The following is a 17,997-nucleotide window of genomic DNA, read 5'->3' on the forward strand; positions in this document are numbered from 1 at the left end:
AGTTGCTGACGAGACCCTCTGCCGTTGCCTTGCATCGTCTCGCTTCGTTGCTTGCCTTTCTGCTGTTGATCGGCCTTGCCCTTCAGGCAGGGCGGGTCCAGCAGGCACTTCTCGTTGCCAATGAGGCCGTCGATGACGGCCTGGCGCTGATCTCGTCGATCCAGGATCTCCAGTTGTCCCTGCTCGAAGTGGAAACCGGTGAGCGCGGCTTCGTGATCACCGGGCGCAGCGACTACCTGGTTCCTTACCGCAGCGCTCGGGAGCGTCTCGATGCCGAGCGTCGCTTGCTGCGCGAACGACTCGAATCCGGAGAGCGCATGTCTGCCGAGCAGCTTGCGACTCTCGAGACCTTGATCGACCAGCGGGTGAGCATCGCCGAAAGCAACATCGCCGTACGCGAGAGCGATGGGCTCGAGGCCGCAACGCTGCGTCTCTTGGCGGCCGGAGGTCGCCAGACCATGGTGCGTATCCGCGACATCCTCGATCCCCTCAAGAGCGACGAACGCGAGCTGCTCGCAATGCAGAGCGAGCGTGCCGCCGAGCAGGCCGGCCGTGCCAGACAGGTGGGTATCATCGGTGTGGCGTTCGTGGTGATCCTCTTCGTGGCGGCCTACGGCGCGCTGAACCGCGTACTCACCATTCGTCGCCAGCTGCTCGAGGACGCCGAGCATCGTGAGGCGAGGTTGCAGGCCCTGCTGCACACCGTGCCCGACGAACTCTATGTCATCGATGCCGAGCGGCGCATTCATCGCCTGGTGGGGGAGACGCCGGTGTCCGAGCCCTTCGCCCGCGAGCTGCATGAACGCCTGGCAGAGAGCGGTAGCGAAGGGCTGATGCACAGCTTCGTCTGGCACGACCCCGACGATATCGAATACGAGGTGCGCATGCTGCCGACGCGGGACGGCGAGCACCTCGTCATCGCCCGTGACATCACCGACCGGTTGCGCAGTCGGCGCCGGCTGCGCGACCAGCAAATGTACCTGCGACGGGTGGTGGATGCCGACGAGAACCTGATCTTCTCGCGCGATGCAGATGGACGCTTCCTGCTGTGCAATCAGTCGTTTGCCGGATTCTTCGGGCTGCGCCCGAGCGAGGTCGAGGGGCGCCGGCCGTCGGAGCTGGATCAGGGTTCGCTGCTGCGCCCGCTGAGCGTCGGTGACAATGAGTTGCTGGCCGGACGCGACGAGCTACGTGTCCCGGAACTGCGCTTACGCGACAGCGAGGGCAATGAGCACTGGCTGCAGATGCTCAAGCGCCCGCTGACGCTATCCGACGGCAGTCAGCACTTGCTGGCCGTGGCCGTGGACATTACCCAGCGGCGCGAGATGGAGCGCATGAAGGCGGAATTCATCGCCACCGTCAGCCATGAGCTGCGCACCCCGCTGACCGCGGTGAAAGGGGCGCTGAGCATGCTGCAGCAGGGTTATGGCGGCGATCTGCCCGGCGATGCCCGGACGCTGGTTCAGGTGGCGGAGAAGAACGGTCAGCGCCTGGTGCATCTCATCGATGACATTCTCGACATCGAGAAGCTCGAGGCAGGTCAGTTGGAGGTCCGGCTACAGCGCGTCGAATTGACGGCGCTGGTGGAGCAGGCGCTGGTCGACAACGCCCCCTACGCGGAGAGCTTCGGGGTGACGCTGCAACTGGAGCGGCTCCAGCCGCAGCGGCAGGCCGAGCTGGAGCTGGACCCGCATCGCTTCGCTCAGGTGCTCGCCAACCTGATTTCCAATGCCTGTAAACATTCGCCGGCCAATGCGGCCGTCACGCTATCCGTCGGCCCGGTGCGGGACGCAGCGGCGCAGTGGTGGCAGGTATCGGTGCGGGACCGGGGCGAGGGCATACCGCTGGAGTTTCAGGCGCGCGTCTTCGAACGCTTTGCCCAGGCCGACAGTTCCGACCGGCGACGCATCGGCGGCACCGGGCTCGGGTTGTCGATCACCCGCGGTCTGGTTCACGCCATGGGCGGCGAGATCGACTTCACCTCGGTGCCCGGGAATGGCAGCGAGTTTCGAGTCCGTTTCCCTGCCTTGCCGGCGCCCGACGAAATCGCGAACCAAGAAGAGGGTTGATCATGACGACGAGCGAAACCAAGCCCCGCATCCTGATGGTGGAGGACGAGGAGGACATCGCTTTCTTGATTCGCTTCCTGCTCGAGCGGCAGGGATTCGAGGTAGTGCATGCGCCGGACGGTCGCCGGGCGCTGGAACTGCTGACGGACATAGCGCCGGTGAACCTGGCGCTGCTCGACATCATGCTGCCCTACCACGACGGGCTTGAGATCCTCGAACGGCTGCGTGGCCTTCCGGCCTGGCAGGACGTGCCCGTCATCATGCTCACGGCCAAGGCACGCGAGGCCGATGTGGTGCGGGCGCTAGAGCTGGGGGCCGACGATTACGTGACCAAGCCGTTCCAGCCGGAGGAGCTGCTGGCCCGGCTGCGGCGTTTCATGAGGAGGCGTTGATGCAATGGATGGTTGATGCCCGGCATGCCGCGCTCGGCGCCGCCATCGGCACGATGGTACTGGGGCTGGGAATGGCTTCGGCTGGGCAGGCCCAGGAGCGGCGCACCGAAGTGGAGGCTTCGCTGCGTTACGATGCGCTGGACAGCGGCTTCGACGACTGGCTGACCCAGCGTCTCGACGTGCAGTCGAGCCGCCGCGGAGAGCCTACCTGGTATGGCGCGCTGCACCGGGAGCGCCGCTATGGCACCTGGGACGAAGCGCTGCTGGCGGGGGCTGCCGTGCCGCTGGGCGATGCCTGGATCGTGCAACCCGAGGTCGGACGCACCTTCTCGGCCGATTTCCTGGCCCGCTGGCATGCCGATCTCGGCGTACAGCACGTGCTGGGCGGCGGCTATGTGGGCAGCGCCAGCCTGCGACGCACCCGCTACGAGGGCTCCCAGGTCGACAGGCTGGCGCTGGGCATGGAGCGCTACTGGGGCAACTGGCGCGCCGCCTACACGCTCAACGTCAGCGATGTGGATGTTGCCGGTACCCCGGTGGGACATGCCGTGGCGCTGGACTACTACTACGGCGAGCGCAGCCTGGTGGGGGTGCGCGGGGCGCTCGGTCGCGAGGAGGAGGGGCTGCCCGGCGGCGAGGTGGTGACGACGGACGTGGCATCCGTGGCCTTGCACGGGCGGCACTGGTTCCGTGACGACTGGGCGCTGAGCTGGGAGCTGGGCGCTCTCAGTCAAGGCGATCTGTATGATCGATACGGCATTCAGCTGGGCTTGAGATATGCGTTCTGAGCTGGTGGACCTGCAGCGGCTGCTGTCCCAGGCGTTGCAGGTACTGACCACACCGCCGGACGACCCGGTGCTGCGATTTGCCGTCTACAGTGCCATCGCCCTGGCCGGGCTGACGCTGCTGATCATGCTGCAGGTGCTGGTGTTGACGGAGCTGGCCAGCCGCCGCGAGCGACGCCGTCTGGCCTTCACCGGCGACTGGCGCCCGCGGCTGGCGGCATGGAGCGTGGAGCATGGCGATGCGCTGCCCTGGCCGCCGCGCGGCAAGCATGAAGAGGTCTGGTTCATGTTGCTGTGGCTGCGCCTGCGGCGGCAGGTGCGGGGTCAGTCGCAACAGCGTCTGAACGCGCTCTTCGAAGGTATCGGCATGAGCGGTCGTGTGGTTCGGCTGCTGCGCGGACGGGGCGTGCACCGCCGCCTGCTGTCGCTGAGTTGCCTGCAGTATCTCGGCAACGATCGCTACTGGTCTGACGTGCTGCCTTTGTTGGACGACCCCAACCCGGTAATGGCGCTAACGGCCGCGCAAACCCTGGTGGCGATGGATCCCGAACGAGCCATGCAGCGCGTGATCCCGCTGGTCGAGCTGCGCCGCGACTGGGCCATTCCTCGTCTCGAAGCGCTGTGCCGTCAGGCCGGCCCGACGGCGGTGAGCGGCCCGCTGCTGGCGCGCCTGGTCGAAGGGGAAGCGCCCCCCATACGCCTGGTGGCGCTGCTGACCTGGGCCGAACCGAATCGTGTGGCGCCTTGGGCCAGACGCTTTCTCACCGGTCGAATCGACGAGCAAGAAGGTACGGACGTCTCGCTTTGCGCCGCGTTGAGCTGTCTGGGGCAGCAGCACGACCCCCGCGACAGACCGCTGCTGCTGCGCTGGCTCGAGGCCGAGTCTCCCCAGGTCCGCCTGGTGGCGGTACAGGCCCTGCGGCGCCAGGCAGGCCCCGAGGATGCTCCCTTCCTGCTCGAACGGCTGACCGATAGCAGCTGGTGGGTGCGCCAGGCCGCGGCCGATGCGCTGGTCGAGCTGCCCGGGGTCAGCGACGCCGACATCGCGGCCTGGCAGCAGGCGCTGACGGATCGCTACGGGCGTGATGCCTTGACGCGCGCCATCGCCGAGCGGCGTCGCTGAGGAGAGGAGAATGGGCATCGACTGGGTATGGTGGGGACAGATCGGTTTCATCGGCTATTTCGTGCTGCTCAATGGCGGCTATCTGACACTCAACCTGCTCTCCATGGTCAGCCTGCGACGCTATATGCGCCAGCGTGCCGAACTGGGGGAGTTCGCCCCCTATCTCGGGATCGAGCCTGCCGTATCGATACTGGTGCCGGCTTACAACGAGGCAGCCACGATACGCACCTCGCTGCTCTCGCTGCTCCAACTGCAGTACCCCGAATTCGAGCTGGTCGTGATCAACGATGGCTCCAAGGACGAGACCCTCGAGGTGCTGATCGAGGCGTTCGAACTCGAGCTGCACCCGGAGCCGCTGCGTCGCAGCGTGCCGCACCAGGAGGTGAGAGGCATCTACCGCTCGCGTCGGCACGCCAACCTGAAGGTGATCGACAAGGCCAACGGCGGCAAGGCCGATGCGCTTAACGCTGGCATCAATGCTGCCCGCCATGCACTGTTCTGCGCCGTGGATGCCGACTCCATCTTGCAGCGCGACAGCCTGCTGCGCGTGGTGCAGCCGTTTCTCGAGGACGAGCGCACCGTGGCTGCGGGCGGCACGGTGCGCATCGCCAACGGCTCCAAGGTGCGCGGCGGTTTTCTCCTCGAGGCGGGAATACCGGGCAGCCTGCTGGCGCGCTTTCAGATCGTCGAGTACCTGAGGGCATTCCTGTTCGGCCGCCTGGGTTGGTCGCCGCTCAACGCGGTGCTGATCATCTCCGGGGCCTTCGGCCTGTTCGACCGCGAGCGTGTGGCCGAGGTGGGCGGCTACAGCACCACCACGGTGGGGGAAGACATGGAGTTGGTGGTGCGCCTGCACCGCTATCATCGCGAGCGCAAGATCCCCTATCGCATACGCTACCTGCCCGATCCGATCTGCTGGACCGAGGCACCGGAGGACCTGGGGACGCTGGGCCGCCAGCGCAGCCGATGGCAGCGCGGGTTGGCGGAAAGCCTGAGCCGTCATGTGCGCCTGGCGTTCGGTCGGCGAGGCGGGGCGCCCGGCCATCTGGCCTGGCCCTTCATGACCCTGTTCGAATGGCTGGGGCCGCTGGTCGAGCTGGCCGGCTACGCCTTCATGATCGGCGGGTTCGCCATGGGCATCATCTCACCGGTCGCCCTCACCGTGTTCCTGCTGGTGGCCATCGGCATGGGCATACTGCTGTCAGTGAACGGCCTGCTATTGGAGACCCTGTCGTTTCGCGTCTATCAGCGTCGCCGCGACATGCTGCGGCTGTTCCTCGTCGCGGTGCTGGAGAACTTCGGCTATCGGCAGCTCAATACGGTATGGCGCTGTCGCGGCCTGTGGCAGTGGTTCGCCCGGCGCAAGCACCAGTGGGGCGTGATGAAGCGCAGCGGACAGTGGGGGCAGTGAAGCGCTAGTCCACGTGAGTGACTGGTTCGCGGCGAGGGTCCACGTACCACGGCAGACCGCGGCGGGCGTTGTACTCGAGTTCGGCGATCACCTGAGCGCCGAGCAGCAGGATCATGGCACCCACTTCCAAGGTAAGCAGCACCACGACGATGGTGGCAAGCGAGCCATAGACCACGTTGACCAGCGAGATGTTGAGAAAGTAGAACATCAATAGGAAACGTACTCCCTCCCACAGCAACGCCGCGACGAAGCCGCCTACCAAGGCTCGTTTCAGAGCGATTTTTACCACCGGTAGAACCTTGTAGATGGCACTGAAGAGCAAGAAGACGCCGAAAAAACTGAACAGGTTGAGCAGGGGGTCGGAGAGTCCGGCCAGTGGCATCTCGCGACCGGCGACCAGACGCCATAGGGTGCCGATCGCCTCGGCCAGAGCCACCATCAGAGTGAGTGCCAGCAATCCGGCACCCAGCACCAGCATGAACAGATAGGGCAGTAGTACCGAGACCCAGACGCTGCGCTTCGGGTGGGCTTCCGGCGTATGGAAGATGATCGCCAAGGCATCCTCCAGCATACGAAAGGCAAAGGAGCTGAAGACCAGCAGTACCAGGATGCCGAACAGCCCGATCATGTCACGCGATGCCAGCAGAGTGCGTACGGCTTCCATCAGGCCCTCGGCGTGGGCGGGGGCAAGATGAACCACTTGAACACTAAGCACCTCGAGCATCACGGCTTCATCGACGATCTGGGTCAGCAGCACGGCGAGCAGGGCAAAGAGGGGAACGATGGAGAGCAGGATGTTGTAACCGACGCCGCCGGCAAGCAGGATGCCGCGGTTGCGCAGGAAGTTCGTCAGCACGCGCCAGAGAAAGGCGCCCGTACGTGGCAACAGCACGAACATGACACGCTGCGACTTGCGTACCTGGGACATGGCGAGCGTCGCTCCTTGTGCCGTTATGCGGGATCCTGCCTCGTAAGGTATTCGCCTCGGTAGGCGACCACAAGTCGGTTGCTTCGCTGGCTGGATTTCATTGGTCCGCTACACTGGGGCTGACGGTGGCCTGGTTGTCACCACGTCGACTACTTTGAACCCGACGGCAAGGAGAGCTGTATGCGAAATATCATCTATATCATCGGCCTGATCGTGGTGGTGCTTTTCATCCTGTCGATGCTGGGGCTGCGCTAGGCTTGGCGTCATGACCGAGCGGGGTATGGAAGGCTGCCTCAGGCTTCTCTGAGCAGCCTTTCGATCAGCCCATGCAGGAGCTCCTGCCGAAACCGGGAGCCATCGGAGCTGGGTGCGGGGTCGGCCGTAATGGCGATAGTAAGAGCCCGCGAGGGAATCACGTACAGGCCTTGCCCACCGAAACCACGCCCGTAATAGACTTGCTCACCCGCCAGGGTGGTGATGAACCAACCGTATCCGTAACCGTCATTCGTCCAGCGCGACGTACCGCGCGACTGCCAAGAAGCTTCCACCCAATCTTGCGGCAGCACGCGGGTACCGTCGATCTCGCCTTGCAGGCGATAGAGTTCGCCAATCCGAATCAGCGCCCTGGGCGAGAGCGACATGTCGTTGCCGCCGAAATAGATGCCCTGAGGGTCCTGGGGCCAGGCAGGGATCGCGATGTCCAGCGGTTCGCCAAGCAGACGGCGGGCGAGTGCCAGGGTGCTCTCGCCGGTCGCTTCGGTCAGTGCTGCCGAAAGCAGGTGAGAGCTGCCGGTAGAGTAGAGCATGGCACCGCCGGGACGGTCGACGAACGGGCGGTTCAGCGCATCGGCCACCCAGTCGCGGCTGGCCACCCAGGCACCGTAGTTGTTGCCGGAAGTACGCTCGAGCCCCGCCTGCAGTGTCAGCAGATGTTCCACGGTGATCTCGCTGACGCGGGGATCGACCCCGGCGGGAACCCTGGGTCCCAGCAGCTCGACGATGGGCTGGTCGACGCTCTCGATCAGGCCCGCTTCGATGGCGGCACCCACCAAGGCGGCCAGAACGGTCTTGGACAACGACTTGATGTTGACCGGCTGATCGGTGTCGGGTCCTTGCAGGCGATGGTCGAGGACGATATCGCCATGCTCGGCAACGACCACGGCATGCAGGCGTGGGATCTCGCCTGCTTCGGCGGCGAAACGGCTCAGCGCTCGTTCACTCGTCGCCGTGTTCGCCTCTGCCATGCCTGACTGCATGAGTGGCCCGAACAGTAGGCAAAGCAGCGCCAGCAGCATGGCGGGAAGCCAGCGAGGACGAGCATGCCAGGCCAGAGATGGTAGGGGCTTCGACATGCTTGCTCTCCGGTCGTGTGCCTGTTTCCCTATTCTAGACAGCATACCGTTGGAGGCCGTGAACATGTTTGGCTCGTTGGCAACCCCATCCTCCGGAAGACGGCATCAGGCGCGTTTCGAGCGGCTGCTACGCTGGCTGGGTATCGCACTGGCCGTGCTGCTGTTGACCGGCTGTGCCGGCCGCGTCGTGCCGCCCGAACCGCGCTTGATCGAACGGCCGGTCGATATCTATCTGCTCGACCATGGCCGGCATGCCAGTCTGGTGCTGCCGCGCGAATCGGGGGGCGTGGTGCGCTACAGCTATGGCGACTGGCGCTGGTACGTCGAGGAGCGTCAGCACGCGCTGAGCGGTGCCGCAGCCATGCTGTGGCCCACCGATGCGGGCATCGGGCGAGCCGTACACCCCGATATAGCCACTCCCGAACAGTTTCACCGACTGGCCCCGGAGGGGCTGACCGACGTCTACCCCCTGGAAGCCGACATGGGACGTGTGCTGGCCTTGAAACGGCGGCTCGATGCCCACTTCGAGCGGGCCGATATGGAACCGGTGCCGAGTGAGCAGTACGGGTTGGAGTTCGTGCCCTATCCACGCGGTTATTCCGCCGCTCATCAGTCGAATCTGGTGGTTGCCCAATGGCTGCGCGAACTCGACTTCGAGGTTCGCGGTTCGCCCTGGCTGTCGAATTGGCGGGTCACTCCGCGCTGAGGTCACGCGGTCTTCATACGCCAAGCTTGACGAACGGTTTGCCGGAGGCTTCCTTTCGCCGCCTTGGTTGCCTATGTATGCTGAGGAAGGAACCTACGCGAGCGTCACGCCAGGCGTGACGATCAACATGGACCATCTGGAGGGTCTTGCCCATGTCGGAAACACCCGAAAGTCCACTCTACAAGGACAGACGCGTCATTGCACTGGTGGCCATCGCCGTGCTGGCCATCCTCTGGGCGATTCTTGCCCATAACAGCGCTGGCAACCAGCGTGAACGCAGCGCCGCGCTCGAGGAGCAGCTGGCCGCGCTGGAAGGTGAGCACCAGGAGTTGGTCAGGGAACTCAACGAGCGTAATGAGGCAGGGGAGAACATCGAGGCGCTGGAACGGCGGCTGGCCGAACTCGAAGAGGAGCGGCAGTCGGCGGAAGCCGCCCTGCGCGACGAGCAGGAAGCCGCTCGCGGCGAGATCGAGCGTCTCGAAGCCGAGGCGGCTGAGGCTTCTGCCCGTATCGGCGAGTTGCAGGAGGAGCGCGAGGCACTGGAGGGCGATCTCGAGGCACGCCGTGGCGAGCAGGCCGAAATGGAGGAGAGCGTGACGGCGTTGCGCGATGACTTCCAGGCGGTAGACGAAGCACGTGCCGATGCCGATGAAGCCCGTCAGGATGCGGAAAGCGCACGCCAGGAAGCCGAGGCCGCGCGCCAGACCGCCGAAGAGGAGCGCCAGGAGGCAGAAGCAGCGCGCCGCCAGGCTGAAGAGGAACTCGAGCAGATATCCAGTGAGCTGGAGCGCATGCGAGAGGAGGCCGCAGCTGGCCAGGAGCAGCTCGATACGCTGAATCAGGCCATCGAGGAGCGCCAGCAGACGGTCGAAGCGCTGGAGAACGACATCGAGGCGCTGGAGGCCTGGCGTAGCGAGGTCGAGGGCGAAGTGGGCGAAATCCGCGACGAGCGCGAGGCGGCCACGTCAGAACTCGAGGCGATTCGCCAGGAGCGCGATGAAACCAACGAAGAGATCGAATCGGCCCGTGGTGAACTCGAGGAGCTGGAGGCCCAGGTTCAGCGTCGTCAGCAGCAGCTCGAGCAGGTCGAGGAGCAGCTTGCCCAGTGGCGCGATGCGCTGGGGGACCTCGAGCTGCGCACTCAACAAGGGCAGCAGCAAGATCACCAGCAGGGCCAGCCTCAAGGCCAGCAGGCCACTCAGCAGACGCCGCAAGAAGAGGAAGAGGCCGAAGAGGCCGAGAGCAACTGAGCGCCGTGAGGGCGAAACGATGCGGCGGGCCTTGGCCCGCCGCATGTCTTTATGGAGATTTCGATGTCGCTCGGTCGCGCTCGTCTCGGGAGCTGTCGCGTTATACTGAGCGTGTCAGACAATTGCCATTCGCAGGACACTCATTTGCAGGAATAAGGAGTCAGTCGTGATCGAAGGGGTCAAGCATATCGTGGCCGTTGCATCCGGCAAGGGTGGGGTGGGCAAATCCACCGTTACCGTCAATCTGGCGCTGGCCATGGTTGCCGAAGGGTATCGTGTCGGCATTCTCGATGCCGACATCCACGGCCCCAGTCAGGCGCAGATGCTGGGTGTTCCGGAAGGCGTGCGGCCTCAGCAGGCCGGCGAGAACAAGTTCCGGCCGCTGGAGACTCATGGCGTACAGGCCATGTCGATGGCCTTCATGGTCGACACCCGGGAGCCCATGGTGTGGCGCGGCCCGATGGTGGCGGGGGCCTTCCAGCAGCTGTTGACGCAAACGGCCTGGGACAACCTCGATGTGCTGTTCATCGACATGCCGCCGGGCACCGGCGACATCCAGCTGACGCTGGCGCAGAAGGTGCCGGTGGACGGTGCGGTCATCGTGACCACACCCCAGGACATCGCGCTGCTCGATGCCCGCAAGGGTATCGAGATGTTCCGCAAGGTCAACGTGCCGGTGCTGGGTGTGGTGGAGAACATGAGCCTGCACGTCTGTTCCCAGTGCGGTCACGCCGAGCCGATCTTCGGCGAAGGCGGCGGCGAGCGTATCGCTGGTGAGTACGAGACCAAGGTTCTGGGCAGGCTGCCGCTGGCGCTGTCGATCCGCGAGCAGGTGGACGGCGGCCGACCCACCGTTGTTGCCGAGCCGGAAGGCGAGGTGACGGCAACCTTCCGCGACATGGCGCGGCAGATTGCCGCTGAACTGGGCGGCCAGTCGCCGAGCGAAGGGCCGAGCATCTCGTTCAGTGATTGACGGCCTTCGGCCCGTTGGCGACGGGCCGTGACGAGTGCATCCAGGGCCGCTATGATAGCGGCCCTAGGCGACTTTTCAGCCAAAGCCTACTTCTTCATCCTCCGCACAACTTCTCTCAGGACGTCCCATGAGCATCAAGCCCGACAGTTGGATCCGCCGCATGGCCGAGCGGGAAGGCATGATCGAACCCTTCGAAGCCGATCAGGTGCGTTACGTCAACGATCAGCGGGTGATCTCCTACGGCACCTCCAGCTACGGCTACGACGTCCGCTGTGCCGATGAGTTCAAGGTGTTCACCAACATTCACTCGGCGGTGGTCGATCCCAAGAACTTCGATGAGAAGAGCTTCGTCGACATCAAGGGCGACGTCTGCATCATCCCGCCCAACTCCTTCGCCCTGGCGCGCACCGTGGAGTATTTCCGCATTCCGCGCAGCGTGCTGACCATCTGTCTGGGCAAGTCTACCTACGCTCGTTGCGGCATCATCGTCAACGTGACGCCGCTGGAGCCGGAGTGGGAAGGGCACGTGACCCTGGAGTTCTCCAACACCACCAACCTGCCGGCCAAGATCTACGCCAACGAGGGCGTGGCGCAGATGCTGTTCCTGGAGTCGGACGAGGTGTGCGCGACCTCCTACAAGGATCGCGGCGGCAAGTATATGGGGCAGAGGGGAGTGACTTTGCCCCGCACCTGAGTCCAACTGACGTAACCCGCGGCTTATCCGTCGACAGTTCTCGTGGAGGCGCTGTAAACCCTTCCCTGGGCGCTACATTCTTCATCCATGAAAGAATGACTTCCACTCTGAACTGTCCCCGGCGCCGCTAGCGTCTTGGGGCATCCACTTTGCGTCGAGCTTGACGCTAATCTTCGTCCAGCTCTTCGGCGGCGTCGGCGTGGGAGAGGCGCAGGCCCTGGGGCGGCAGCGGAGTGCCGTCGAGCATGGCGGCTTCGCCCTCGAGGCGCAGGCGCCCCTCGAGGAACCACTTCACCGCGATGGGGTAGATCAGGTGCTCGCGGGCGTGCACCTTCTCCTTCAGGCTGGCTTCGGTCTCGCCATCGCTTACCTGCACCACGGCCTGGATGGCGACCGGGCCGCCGTCGAGCTCCTCGGTGACGAAGTGCACGCTGCAGCCGTGTTCGGTCACGCCGTCGGCCAACGCCTTGGCATGGGTGTTGAGGCCACGGTAGGCGGGCAGCAGGGATGGGTGGATGTTGAGCATGCGGCCGAGGAAGCGCTGCACGAAGCGTGAACTCAGGATGCGCATGAAGCCGGCCAGCACCACCAGGTCGGGTTCGTGGCGCTCGATCACCTTGATCAGGGCACCATCGTAGGCTTCACGATTCTCGTACTCGCCGTGGGGCAGCACTACCGCATCGATGCCGGCATCACGGGCACGCTGCAGGCCGTAGGCGTCGGCAACGTTGGAGATCACCGCCACGATCTCGCCGCCCAGGCGGTCGTGGGTCTGCTCGTCGATCAGCGCCTGCAGGTTGCTGCCGTTACCCGAGATCAGCACCACCACCCGGCGTGTGCCGGTGGGCTCGGGGGTGAAGTCCGTCATGGTGTCGCCGTCGTACGCTTCGCTCATGCCTCGAGGTTCTCCAGCACAACCGCTTCTTCGCCTTCGCCGCGGGCGATGATCTCGCCGATGCGATAGACCGTCTCGCCCTGGGCCTGCAGGTGGGCGCGGGCCTGATCGGCCTTCTCGGCGGGTACGACCACGACCATGCCGATACCGCAGTTGAGCACGCGGTACATTTCGTGTTCCGCCACGTTGCCCTGCTGCTGCAGCCAGTCGAACAGCGCCGGGCGCGTCCAGCTCTTCACGTCGATGCGTGCCGCCAGGGAGTCGGGCAGTACCCTAGGAATGTTCTCCAGCAGCCCGCCGCCGGTGATGTGCGACAGGGCGTGAACGGCGACGCCGCTCTCCTTGATCAGCGACAGCAGCGGCTTGACGTAGATCCGCGTGGGGGCGAGCAGGGCGTCGCCCAGTGGCCGGCCGTCGATGGCGGTGTCCAGCGAGGCGCCGCTCACTTCGAGGATCTTGCGGATCAGCGAATAGCCGTTGGAGTGGGCGCCGCTGGAAGCGATACCCAGCAGCACGTCGCCTTCGCCGACCTTGCTGCCGTCGAGGATCTCGGATTTCTCCACCACGCCGACACAGAAGCCGGCCAGATCGTAGTCGCTGCCTTCGTACATGCCGGGCATTTCGGCGGTTTCGCCGCCTACCAGGGCGCAGCCGGCCTGTTCGCAACCCTCGCCGATGCCGGCGACGACGTCGGCGGCGATGTCCACATCGAGTTTGCCCGTGGCATAGTAGTCGAGGAAGAACAGCGGTTCGGCGCCGGCCACCACCAGGTCGTTGACGCACATGGCCACCAGATCGATGCCGATGGAGTCGTGTCGACCCAGGTCCATGGCCAGGCGCAGCTTGGTGCCTACGCCGTCGGTGCCCGAGACCAGCACCGGCTCGCGATAGCCGGAAGGCAGCTGGCACAGGGCGCCGAAGCCGCCCAGTCCGCCCATCACCTCGGGGCGCATGGTGCGCTTGGCGACGCCCTTGATGCGGTCGACCAGGGCGTTGCCGGCATCGATGTCGACGCCGGCGTCCTTGTAGCTCAGGGATGCCTTGGCGTTGTCGGGGGAGGTGGAATCGGTCATGGCCTGTCCTGTACGAAGTAGCGCGGTTATGTGGCCCGGCGAGCGGCGCGAGGCGACGCAACGCCTGATGGCCGAAGCAGTGGGCAAGATCGGGCCGGAATTGTAGCATCACGACGCACGGCTCGCATCGCCGTGGATGGAGAACGCAGGGAGGTGTGGAGCTGTGATGCGTAAAGAATGGTGGGTGCTGATTGGCGCGGTCGCCGTGGTGTGGCTGCTGTTCCAACTGGAAACGATGCTGATGCCGTTCATCGCCGGGATGATCCTGGCGTATCTGAGCGATCCGCTGGCCAATCGACTGCAGCGCCTGGGGCTTTCGCGCGCCTTGGCGGTGTGCGGCGTGTTCTTCATCCTGACGCTGGTGCTGGGGGTGGCACTGCTGGTGCTGATCCCTCTGGCCGTGCAGCAGGTGCGCCAGTTCGGGCTGATGATTCCGGGAATATTCGAGTGGGTGGAAACGGTGCTGGCACCGCAGATCCGCGGCTGGACGGGGCTGGACGTGGCGGCGGATCTCGATAACGTGCAGGAGACGCTGGCCGAGCACTGGCAGGACGCCGGCGGCTACCTGGCCCAGTTTCTGGGTCAGATCGGGCGCTCGGGGGCGGCATTCCTGGCCTGGGTGACCTATTTCGCGCTGATTCCGGTGGTCACTTTCTATCTACTGCTGGACTGGGATCGCCTGATCGTCAATCTGCGCAATCTCATCCCGCGGCGCCTGGAGCCGGATGCGGTGCGTCTCAGCCTGCGCTGCGACGAAGTGCTTTCGGCCTTCCTGCGTGGCCAACTGCTGGTCATGCTGACCCTGGGGGCCATCTACGCCATCGGGTTAACCGTCATGGGGCTTCGCTTCGGGCTGCTGATTGGCATGCTGGCGGGGCTGGCCAGCATCGTGCCGTTCCTCGGCTTCATCGTCGGTATCAGCGTGGCGTTGATCGTGGCGTTCTTCCAGTTCGGCAGCTGGGTGGCGCTGCTCGGCGTGGTCATCGTGTTCACCATCGGTCAGATCATCGAAAGCGTGGTGCTGCAACCCAAGCTGCTGGGCGACCGTATCGGGCTGCATCCGGTGGCGGTGATCTTCGCCGTGCTGGCGGGCGGCAACCTGTTCGGTTTCACCGGGGTGCTGCTGGCGCTGCCGGCGGCGGCGGTGATCATGGTACTCTTGCGGGAACTCAACGAACGCTACAAGCGCAGCAGCCTTTACGACGCCGATAAAAAAGAGCGTCGCAGCGAGGATTCACCATGAGTCGAGCGCCTGCGCAGCTGCCTCTGGGGGTGGGGCTGCGTGACGATGCCACTTTCGAGAGTTTTCTGCCGGCGGCCAATGCCGCCTTGCTGGATCGCCTCTCGCACCAGCTCGATGCCGACGGCGAGCCGTTCCTGTTCCTGTGGGGTGCTCCCGGCAGTGGGCGCAGTCATCTGCTACAGGCGGCCTGTCACGCGGCTTCCGACCGCGACCTCCGTGCGCTCTACCTGCCGTTGCACGACCTGGGACATTTCCCGCCGCTGATGCTCGAGGACGTGGAGCGCCTCGACCTGGTGGCCATCGACGACGTGGATGTGGTCATCGGCCGGCGCCGCTGGGAGGAAGGGTTGTTTCATGCGTTCAACCGCTTGCGCGATGCCGGCAAGCGGCTGGTGATGTCGGCGTCTGCAGCTCCCCGCCAGCTTCCTGTCGCTCTGCCGGACTTGGCATCGCGTCTTACCTGGGGCGTCACCTTTCAACTGCAGCGGCTGGATGACGGCGAGAGGCTGCAGGCCCTGCAGCTACGCGCACGCATACGTGGCATGCAGCTTTCCGAGGAGGTGGCCCGCTATATTCTTCACCGCGGACCGCGACGTCTGGACGAGCTGTTCGACGAGCTGGCCGTTCTCGACCGTGCTTCGCTATCGGCCCAGCGCAAGCTGACGATTCCCTTCGTCAAGCAGGCGCTGGGCTGGTAACGCAGTGCGTCAGCGGCTCAGATTGACCTCGAGGCGCTGGCCGTTGCGCAGTGACACCTGACGCAGTATTACCTGGCGCTGGCCATTGCCGGGGTTGACCACGCTGCCCGAGACGTAGAACTCACCAGGCGGGAGACCCTGCAGGGAGAAATTGCCGTTGCCGTCGGTACGCGTGGTGTGGGTGTATTCACGCGCTCGCGGGTCGGCCGGCTCGACCGCTCGTCCTGCCAGGGCGTACTCGGCGGCTTCGGCCGAGTAGGTGGTGACCGGCGCGACGGAAATCGTTTCCCCGGCGCCGGGAGTGCCGTTCAGACTGAGCCTGCCCGAAATGGCGGCGGTGCCGCTCTTCGGCAGCGCGGCATACTCGCTCGCCGGGAAGGCCACCTGACGAGCGATGCGTCCCGGGGTGGGGGCAGGGCGCTCGGCGTCGGGGCGTTCGACGTCAGGGCGTTGCGGGTCGCCGATATCGATCACCTCGATACGCTCGGGTGGCGGCCCCGGTTCCATCATCTGGCAGCCGACAAGGGTGAGACTCACCAAGGCTACGGGTAACCAGGCTTTCATTCGTTTGCTTCCTCATTGCGACATGCCCGTGCAGGTCGAGCATAAACGATGGGAGCCGACAGGCGACAGATGGAAAGATGAAACTGGAGAGAAAAACGAAGACCCGCCGAACGAGGTTCGGCGGGTCTCGTATCAGTGCCGTGTGCTAGACCTTTGCAACGGAACTGTGCAGAGAGCTTCAGGCCTTGGCGGTCTGGCTCGAGGAGGCCTTTTGGACTTCCTGCAGGCTGCTTTCAGCAAGCTTCTGGCTCTGCTGGAAGAAGTCCTGGTGCAGGGAGACGGCCTTCTCGGCATCGCCCTTGAGACGCTCGGTCACGTTCTTGGCAAACTGCTGCTGATCTTCGAGGTAGCTACGCAGACCGTCGGCATCGCGGACTTCGAGCAGCTTGCGGGCTTGCGCCAGGCTGGTGTCGGTATAGGCCTTGACGGCCTCGAGCTGGGCGCCGACCAGCTTTTCGGAATAGTCGATGCTCAGAGCGGCATAGGCACGCGCCGGGCCAAGCAGCATGGCTTCGAAGGGTTTGGTGTCGAAGCTGAATGACTTCATCATGAGTAAGGTATCTCCGGATGTGTTGTGTAATTTCGAACGGATGTCCGCTCTATTGCAATGCAGCATAGCAAAACTGCTTGCTGCATTGCAATATGTGCCTGGTACCAATATGTACCTGGTCCTTACACACTTGATACTGGCGGTCAGGCAGCGCACTCGATGCGATTGCGCCCGTTACGCTTGGCCTGAAGCAGCAGCGTGTCGGCACGATCGATCAGATCGATCACGACGTCGTCGCCTGGCGCCAGGCTGGCGATCCCGATGCTCAGCGTGAGGCGGCTCGTCTGGGTGAGGGTGTTGCGCAGACGTTCGGCCAACTCCTGGGCGCCACTGGCCGTGGTCTCCGGCATCAGGATCAGGAACTCGTCTCCGCCGTATCGACCCACCAGGTCGCACTCGCGCACGGTAGCCAGGATCGTACGTGCCACGCAGCGCAGCGCCTCGTCGCCCACCAAATGGCCGCGTGCATCGTTGAGCGTCTTGAAATGGTCGATATCGAGCATCAGCAGGCAAAGCGGCAGCTCGTAGCGGGTGGCGCGTCTCAGCTCCTGCTCGGCCAGTTCCATCAGATAGCGCCGGTTGTAGGTGCCGGTCAGATGATCGTGAGTGGCCAGGTAGGCCAATTTTTCATTGGCCGCGACCAGTTCGGCCGTGCGCTCGCAGACGCGGCGCTCCAGCTCGCCCGTGGTTCCAGGGGTGGGCACGTGATGCTCGGGCGGGAACGCCAGATCGCGGGATATCCCGAACAGATGGGTCACCATGCCCTCGGTATTGGTGATGGGAACCAGCAGTGTCTGCCGATGCACGTGCTGATAAATGCCATCCCGGTCGAGATAGTCGTCATTCTCCTCATACCGGACCGGTGCCCCGGACTCTACGCAACGACATAGATTGGCCAGTACACCATGACACAGCGGTGGGGGGAGCGACTGCTCGAAACGCTTGCCGATGACGGCGCTGTTCTCTGTGCTCAGAGCCTGGCGGGTGGAGTTCATGTCCTCGATCACGAACTCGCCTGGGCCTTCGACGCGAACGATGAACATGTGTTCCGGACAGTACTCCCACAGGCTGCGCACCAGTAGCAGGCAGGTATTGGCATTGAGACGGTTGAGTATGTCTGACGTCAACCAGGGGGTCTGCTGTTGCATGGTTCTGCTCCCTTGAAGATGCCCTCCCTGTACCGAGAGGTACACCGATCCTGTGCGATGCAGCATTAACACTAGGCGGCTGTATTTTTTCGTGCAGCATGGTTTTCGTCATGACAACGTGGGGTGGGTTATCACTTTCCCCG

General features: G+C 64.4%; 18 protein-coding genes. 11 read left to right on the forward strand and 7 right to left on the reverse strand.

Annotation, left to right across the window (positions count from 1 at the left end; translation table 11 throughout):
* The first annotated feature begins 2 nt into the window (after positions 1–2).
* From C4S71_RS00115 to C4S71_RS00135, 5 genes are read left to right on the forward strand one after another with little or no spacing between them, the layout of a single operon-like run.
* The gene (locus C4S71_RS00115; protein WP_160113335.1) at positions 3–2,069 is read left to right on the forward strand and encodes a sensor histidine kinase; all 2,067 of its coding nucleotides are present in this window, start codon (positions 3–5) and stop codon (positions 2,067–2,069) included.
* A gap of 2 nt (positions 2,070–2,071) precedes the next feature.
* Entirely contained in the window at positions 2,072–2,461 is a 390-nt protein-coding gene (locus C4S71_RS00120) for a response regulator (RefSeq protein WP_103967793.1), read from the forward strand.
* The gene (locus tag C4S71_RS00125) at positions 2,461–3,249 is read left to right on the forward strand and encodes a YaiO family outer membrane beta-barrel protein (protein ID WP_103967794.1); all 789 of its coding nucleotides are present in this window, start codon (positions 2,461–2,463) and stop codon (positions 3,247–3,249) included. The genes C4S71_RS00120 and C4S71_RS00125 overlap by 1 nt, the downstream gene beginning before the upstream one ends.
* The gene (locus C4S71_RS00130) at positions 3,239–4,369 is read left to right on the forward strand and encodes a HEAT repeat domain-containing protein (RefSeq protein ID WP_103967795.1); all 1,131 of its coding nucleotides are present in this window, start codon (positions 3,239–3,241) and stop codon (positions 4,367–4,369) included. The genes C4S71_RS00125 and C4S71_RS00130 overlap by 11 nt, the downstream gene beginning before the upstream one ends.
* A gap of 10 nt (positions 4,370–4,379) precedes the next feature.
* Positions 4,380–5,780, forward strand: coding sequence for a glycosyltransferase family 2 protein (locus tag C4S71_RS00135; RefSeq protein WP_103967796.1), 1,401 nt, complete (start codon positions 4,380–4,382; stop codon positions 5,778–5,780).
* A gap of 4 nt (positions 5,781–5,784) precedes the next feature.
* On the opposite strand, the gene C4S71_RS00140 is transcribed toward C4S71_RS00135, so the two are convergent.
* On the reverse strand, positions 5,785–6,708 hold the full coding sequence (locus C4S71_RS00140) for a YihY/virulence factor BrkB family protein (RefSeq protein WP_086509582.1): 924 nt from the start codon (positions 6,706–6,708) through the stop codon (positions 5,785–5,787).
* 293 nt (positions 6,709–7,001) lie between these two features.
* Positions 7,002–8,060 (reverse strand): serine hydrolase domain-containing protein, encoded by a 1,059-nt coding sequence (locus tag C4S71_RS00145; protein WP_234249928.1) that lies wholly within the window; start codon positions 8,058–8,060, stop codon positions 7,002–7,004.
* 64 nt (positions 8,061–8,124) lie between these two features.
* On the opposite strand from C4S71_RS00145, the gene C4S71_RS00150 reads away from it, so the two are divergent.
* The 4 genes from C4S71_RS00150 (at position 8,125) to dcd (ending at position 11,683) form a co-directional block, all read left to right on the forward strand.
* Entirely contained in the window at positions 8,125–8,766 is a 642-nt protein-coding gene (locus tag C4S71_RS00150) for a hypothetical protein (RefSeq protein WP_103967797.1), read from the forward strand.
* 152 nt (positions 8,767–8,918) lie between these two features.
* Positions 8,919–10,016, forward strand: a complete 1,098-nt coding sequence (locus C4S71_RS00155) for a coiled-coil domain-containing protein (RefSeq protein ID WP_103967798.1) — start codon at positions 8,919–8,921, stop codon at positions 10,014–10,016.
* Between the two features lie 142 nt (positions 10,017–10,158).
* The gene (gene apbC / locus C4S71_RS00160) at positions 10,159–10,989 is read left to right on the forward strand and encodes an iron-sulfur cluster carrier protein ApbC (protein ID WP_103967799.1); all 831 of its coding nucleotides are present in this window, start codon (positions 10,159–10,161) and stop codon (positions 10,987–10,989) included.
* Between the two features lie 127 nt (positions 10,990–11,116).
* Complete coding sequence (gene dcd / locus C4S71_RS00165) at positions 11,117–11,683, forward strand: dCTP deaminase (RefSeq protein WP_010628292.1); 567 nt, start codon at positions 11,117–11,119, stop codon at positions 11,681–11,683.
* 166 nt (positions 11,684–11,849) lie between these two features.
* Here dcd and purN read toward each other — a convergent pair whose 3' ends face one another.
* Both purN and purM read right to left on the reverse strand, forming a co-directional pair.
* Positions 11,850–12,578, reverse strand: a complete 729-nt coding sequence (gene purN, locus C4S71_RS00170; RefSeq protein WP_103967800.1) for a phosphoribosylglycinamide formyltransferase — start codon at positions 12,576–12,578, stop codon at positions 11,850–11,852.
* Positions 12,575–13,651: a phosphoribosylformylglycinamidine cyclo-ligase gene (gene purM, locus C4S71_RS00175; protein WP_103967801.1), complete on the reverse strand. Its 1,077-nt coding sequence runs from the start codon at positions 13,649–13,651 to the stop codon at positions 12,575–12,577. Before purM ends, purN begins: the two co-directional genes overlap by 4 nt.
* A 166-nt stretch (positions 13,652–13,817) precedes the next feature.
* On the opposite strand from purM, the gene C4S71_RS00180 reads away from it, so the two are divergent.
* Together C4S71_RS00180 and hda are read left to right on the forward strand one after the other, a co-directional pair.
* Entirely contained in the window at positions 13,818–14,894 is a 1,077-nt protein-coding gene (locus C4S71_RS00180; RefSeq protein ID WP_103967802.1) for an AI-2E family transporter, read from the forward strand.
* Positions 14,891–15,592, forward strand: coding sequence for a DnaA regulatory inactivator Hda (gene hda, locus C4S71_RS00185; protein WP_103967803.1), 702 nt, complete (start codon positions 14,891–14,893; stop codon positions 15,590–15,592). The genes C4S71_RS00180 and hda overlap by 4 nt, the downstream gene beginning before the upstream one ends.
* Positions 15,593–15,601: 9 nt before the next feature.
* Here hda and C4S71_RS00190 read toward each other — a convergent pair whose 3' ends face one another.
* The 3 genes from C4S71_RS00190 to C4S71_RS00200 all read right to left on the reverse strand — a co-directional run bounded on the left by C4S71_RS00190 (position 15,602) and on the right by C4S71_RS00200 (position 17,854).
* A complete protein-coding gene (locus tag C4S71_RS00190) occupies positions 15,602–16,156 on the reverse strand; it encodes a carboxypeptidase-like regulatory domain-containing protein (RefSeq protein ID WP_103967804.1) in 555 nt (184 codons plus the stop codon).
* A 178-nt stretch (positions 16,157–16,334) separates the two neighbouring features.
* Positions 16,335–16,706, reverse strand: coding sequence for a phasin family protein (locus C4S71_RS00195; RefSeq protein WP_086509591.1), 372 nt, complete (start codon positions 16,704–16,706; stop codon positions 16,335–16,337).
* Between the two features lie 143 nt (positions 16,707–16,849).
* Positions 16,850–17,854, reverse strand: coding sequence for a sensor domain-containing diguanylate cyclase (locus C4S71_RS00200; RefSeq protein WP_160113336.1), 1,005 nt, complete (start codon positions 17,852–17,854; stop codon positions 16,850–16,852).
* Between the last annotated feature and the right edge of the window lie 143 nt (positions 17,855–17,997).

The sequence above is a fragment of the Billgrantia desiderata genome (assembly GCF_900108215.1).
GTDB lineage: Bacteria > Pseudomonadota > Gammaproteobacteria > Pseudomonadales > Halomonadaceae > Halomonas > Halomonas desiderata.